The following is a 3,586-nucleotide window of genomic DNA, read 5'->3' as shown; positions in this document are numbered from 1 at the left end:
GAACGCCTTCGCGATGACGCGGGCGTAGATGCGCGACAACGCCCGAATGTCCGCGAGCGCCGCATGCTCGTCGAGCTTGTGCATCGTCGCATTGGGCAGGCCGAAGTCGACCACCGGGCATAGCTTGATCAGGAAGCGACCGTCGCTAGTTCCGCCGCCGGTGGACAGCGCGGGGTCGACGCCGGTTTCCTCGCGGATCGCGCTGACGACCAGGTCGTAAAGATGGCCCGGCGGGGTGAGGAAGGCCTCGCCCGAGATTAGCGCGCGGACGGTGGCGCCGGGGGCCTCACGCTCGGCAATCTCGGTGACCTGCGCCACGAGATCAGGCCCCCGCTGAAGATTGTTGAAGCGGATGTTGAGGCGCGCGCTCGCCCCGCCGGGGATGACGTTGGCCGCGCCGGCCGGCACCGCGACCTCGGTGAACTCCAGGTTCGAGGCGGGGAAGGCGTCGTTGCCGTCGTCGAGGTGCCAGGCGTCGAGCGCGGCGAGGATGCGGGCGAGGGCAGGGATCGGGTTCGCCGCCTTGTGCGGATAGGCGACATGGCCCTGCGTGCCGGGCACCTCGATCCACATATTGACCGACCCGCGCCGGCCGATCTTGATCGTGTCGCCGAGCCGGGTTTCGGAGGTCGGCTCGCCAATCAGGATGAAGTCGGGGGCAAGGCCGCGCTCCTCCAGCCAGTCGATGATCGCGACCGTGCCGTGCGCGCCAGGGCCTTCCTCGTCGCCGGTGATGAGGAGGGATTGGGTGCCCTTGGCCTGCTGCGCGGGAAGCGCGGCGACGAAGGCGGCGATGGCGCTCTTCATGTCGTTGGCGCCGCGCCCGGTGAGTATGCCGTCCTCGATGCGCGGCACGAACGGATCGCTGCTCCAGCCCGCGCCGGGGGGGACGACATCGAGGTGGCCGGCAAAGCCGAAGTGCGGTGCGCCTTCGCCGCGGATAGCGACGAGATTTTCGACCGGCGCGTCGGGCGCTTTGCCGCGCAAGAAGCGATGGACGGCGAAGCCGAGCGGGACGAGCGCCGCCTCCAGCACGTCGAACACCGCGCCGGTGGCGGGGGTGACGCTGGGCACGGCGATCAGCTGGGCGGCAAGCTCGACGGGATCGATGATGTTGGGCATGACGCTGGCCTAGCAAGGAGCGGGCGATGCCGAAAGTCGAACTTGATGCGATCCCCCAGCGCAATACCACTGGTTATCCGCCGCCGTTCTACCGGGCTGTAGCCGGGCGCTGGTTCCGGCGGCTCGCGCCGGCGAGCGGACTAACCGATTTTGGGGCGAGCCACGTCGTGCTGAAGCCCGGCGGCTGGTCGAGCCAGCGCCACTGGCACGACGGTGAGGACGAACTGGTCGTGATGATCGCCGGGGAAGCGGTGCTGATCGAGGACGGCGGCGAGACGGTGCTGCGCGCGGGCGATGTTGCGGCGTTCCCGAAGGGGGTGCGCGACGGGCATCATCTGGTCAATCGCGGGGAGGTGGATTGCGTGTTCGTCGCGGTCGGCGGCGGGGCGTGCACCGGCGGCGGCTATTCCGACATCGACATGATGTTCACGGCGGACGGGAGCTATGTGCGGAGGGATGGGACGGCGTATTGAGGACCATCTGATAGCGAACTGTCGCTTTTAGTTGACATGGCGCGCAGTGACGCCTATAAGCGTCTTATGTTCATCGTCGAGCGCACCAGGACTTTTTCTGACTGGTTGTTCGATTTGAAGGATCCAAAGGCGCGCGCCGCGATCGTCTCGCGGATCTTGCGCGTCGAACTCGGCAATCTTGGCGATGTGAAGAGTGTTGGCGGCAAGGTGAGTGAACTGCGCGTCGATGTTGGCCCAGGCTACCGAGTTTACCTGACGCGTACTGGCCTGACGGTGCAACTGCTTCTGTGTGGCGGCGACAAGTCGACACAACAGGCCGACATTGAGAAGGCCCGGGGCATGGTGAAGGAATTGGACGGGGCCAAAAAGGCCGCGAAGAGCAATCCGAGGAATTAGCAACGCTTTGCCAAAGGAGGGCAGGTAACATGACGATCGACGTGCGTCCCTTCGACGCTGCCGAATATCTTTACGACGATGAGTCGCAGCGCGCATTCCTCGACGAAGCGGCCGACAGTGACGATCCGGGTTTCGTCGCTCGTGCCATCGGTGTTGTCGCTCGTGCCAAGGGGGGCATGCTCCATTTGGAACGGCTTACAGGGATCAAGCGGCAGACGCTGACCAAGTCGTTCGGTCCGGACGGCAATCCCACATTGTCGACGCTCATGGCCGTGCTCAAAGCGCTCGATATCCGGGTCCGCTTCGAGCATGTGTCAAAGGAAGAACTGCCGCTGGCTTAAGGCGCTCTTGGCTCGGCGCATGTGGGCAGCAGCGATCGTCGCTATCGGCTTCACGCCGTCTCCGGTTCGTACTGCTCGATCACCCACGGCTCTTCCTGTGCTTTTTCGATCCAATCGACGACGTGGGGGTGGCTGAGCACGGCTTCCATATAGGCGATGGCGAAGGGGGGCATGGGGACTTTGTAAGTGACGAAGTGGGTGACGACCGGGGCGAACATGATGTCGGCGGCGCTCCACGAGTCGAAGAGGAAGTCGCCGGTGCCGCCGAAGCGGGCGCGGGCCTGGGCCCACAGCACCATGATCCGGTCGATCTCGGCGCGGACCGGGTCGCTCAGGACATGGCCGTCGACGACGCGGCGGATGTTGACCGGCATTTCGCGGCGGAGGTTGGCGAAGCTCGAGTGCATTTCCGCCGCCATCGACCGCGCCATGCCGCGCGCCGCCGGGTCGGCCGGCCAGAACAAGGCGCGGTCGCTGCGCTCGGCGCATTCCTCGATGATCGCCAGGCTGTCCCAGATGACGATGTCGCCGTCCCACAGGATCGGGACCTTGCCACTCGACGGGCCGAATTCGTCGCCTTCGCGGCGCTTTTCCCATTGCTCGTCGAACATCGGGACGACGAGTTCCTCAAACTCCAGCCCCGACTGGCTTACCGCCAGCCAGCCGCGCATCGACCAGCTGGAGTAAGCGCGGTTGCCGATGATGAGCTTGAGCATAGGTGCCGTCCCCGTCAGGTGCGCGCCGCCTCAAGGATGGTGGTGCGCAGGTCGGCGATCCCTTCGCCGGTTTCGCTCGAGGTTGCAAACAGGAGCGGGTGAGAGGCGGGGTGCTTGGCCGCCTCGAGCTGGGTCGCGGCGAGGGTTTTCGCCAGCTCGGTCGGCTTGATCTTGTCGGCTTTGGTCAAGACGAGGTGATAGCTCACCGCCGCGCCGTCGAGCATCTTCATGACGTCGCGGTCGACGTCCTTGAGCCCGTGGCGGGCGTCGACGAGGACGAGGGCGCGCTTCAGCACCTGCCGCCCGCGCAGATAGTCGTTGATCAGGAAGCGCCAGCGCTTGACCATGTCCTTGGGCGCTTCGGCGAAGCCATAGCCGGGCATGTCGACGAGGCGGATCTGGACCGGCTGGCCGACGTCGAAGAAGTTGAGTTCCTGTGTGCGGCCGGGGGTGTTGGAGGTGCGGGCAAGCTTGTGGCGATTGGTCAGCGCGTTGAGCAGCGACGACTTGCCGACGTTCGATCGCCCGGCGAAGGCGA

General features: G+C 65.7%; 6 protein-coding genes. 3 read left to right on the top strand and 3 right to left on the bottom strand.

Features of this window, described 5'->3' with window-relative positions; translation table 11 throughout:
• The coding region (gene dapE / locus RMN84_RS11400) for a succinyl-diaminopimelate desuccinylase (RefSeq protein ID WP_309612286.1) at positions 1-1,122 on the bottom strand (1,122 nt) is incomplete at its 3' end.
• Positions 1,123-1,148: 26 nt separating this feature from the next.
• Here dapE and RMN84_RS11395 point away from each other — a divergent pair.
• Genes RMN84_RS11395 through RMN84_RS11385 form a run of 3 tightly spaced genes read left to right on the top strand, consistent with a single transcriptional unit; the run spans position 1,149 to position 2,332 of the window.
• Positions 1,149-1,595, top strand: a complete 447-nt coding sequence (locus tag RMN84_RS11395; protein WP_309612285.1) for a cupin domain-containing protein — start codon at positions 1,149-1,151, stop codon at positions 1,593-1,595.
• Positions 1,596-1,631: 36 nt separating this feature from the next.
• On the top strand, positions 1,632-1,991 hold the full coding sequence (locus tag RMN84_RS11390; protein WP_309612284.1) for a type II toxin-antitoxin system RelE/ParE family toxin: 360 nt from the start codon (positions 1,632-1,634) through the stop codon (positions 1,989-1,991).
• A gap of 29 nt (positions 1,992-2,020) precedes the next feature.
• Positions 2,021-2,332 carry an addiction module antidote protein gene (locus RMN84_RS11385; protein WP_309612283.1) on the top strand — a complete coding sequence of 104 codons (312 nt, stop codon included), beginning with the start codon at positions 2,021-2,023 and terminating at the stop codon, positions 2,330-2,332.
• Positions 2,333-2,382: 50 nt separating this feature from the next.
• On the opposite strand, the gene RMN84_RS11380 is transcribed toward RMN84_RS11385, so the two are convergent.
• Entirely contained in the window at positions 2,383-3,048 is a 666-nt protein-coding gene (locus RMN84_RS11380) for a glutathione S-transferase family protein (RefSeq protein WP_309612282.1), read from the bottom strand.
• Between the two features lie 14 nt (positions 3,049-3,062).
• Positions 3,063-3,586, bottom strand: a 524-nt coding sequence (gene yihA / locus RMN84_RS11375; protein WP_309612281.1) for a ribosome biogenesis GTP-binding protein YihA/YsxC, incomplete at its 5' end; no start/stop codon positions are given.

The organism is Sphingomonas sp., assembly GCF_031380695.1.
Classification (GTDB): Bacteria; Pseudomonadota; Alphaproteobacteria; order Sphingomonadales; family Sphingomonadaceae; genus Sphingomicrobium.
The sequence above is the reverse complement of the archived record's forward strand: the minus strand, read 5'-3'. Positions and strand labels throughout refer to the sequence as shown.

Excerpts from the sequence above, each read along its gene's own strand:
- RMN84_RS11395 (WP_309612285.1), top strand. The coding sequence starts at position 1,149 with ATGCCGAAAGTCGAACTTGATGCGATCCCCCAGCGCAATACCACTGGT.
- RMN84_RS11390 (WP_309612284.1), top strand. The coding sequence starts at position 1,632 with ATGGCGCGCAGTGACGCCTATAAGCGTCTTATGTTCATCGTCGAGCGC.
- RMN84_RS11385 (WP_309612283.1), top strand. The coding sequence starts at position 2,021 with ATGACGATCGACGTGCGTCCCTTCGACGCTGCCGAATATCTTTACGAC.
- RMN84_RS11380 (WP_309612282.1), bottom strand. The coding sequence starts at position 3,048 with ATGCTCAAGCTCATCATCGGCAACCGCGCTTACTCCAGCTGGTCGATG.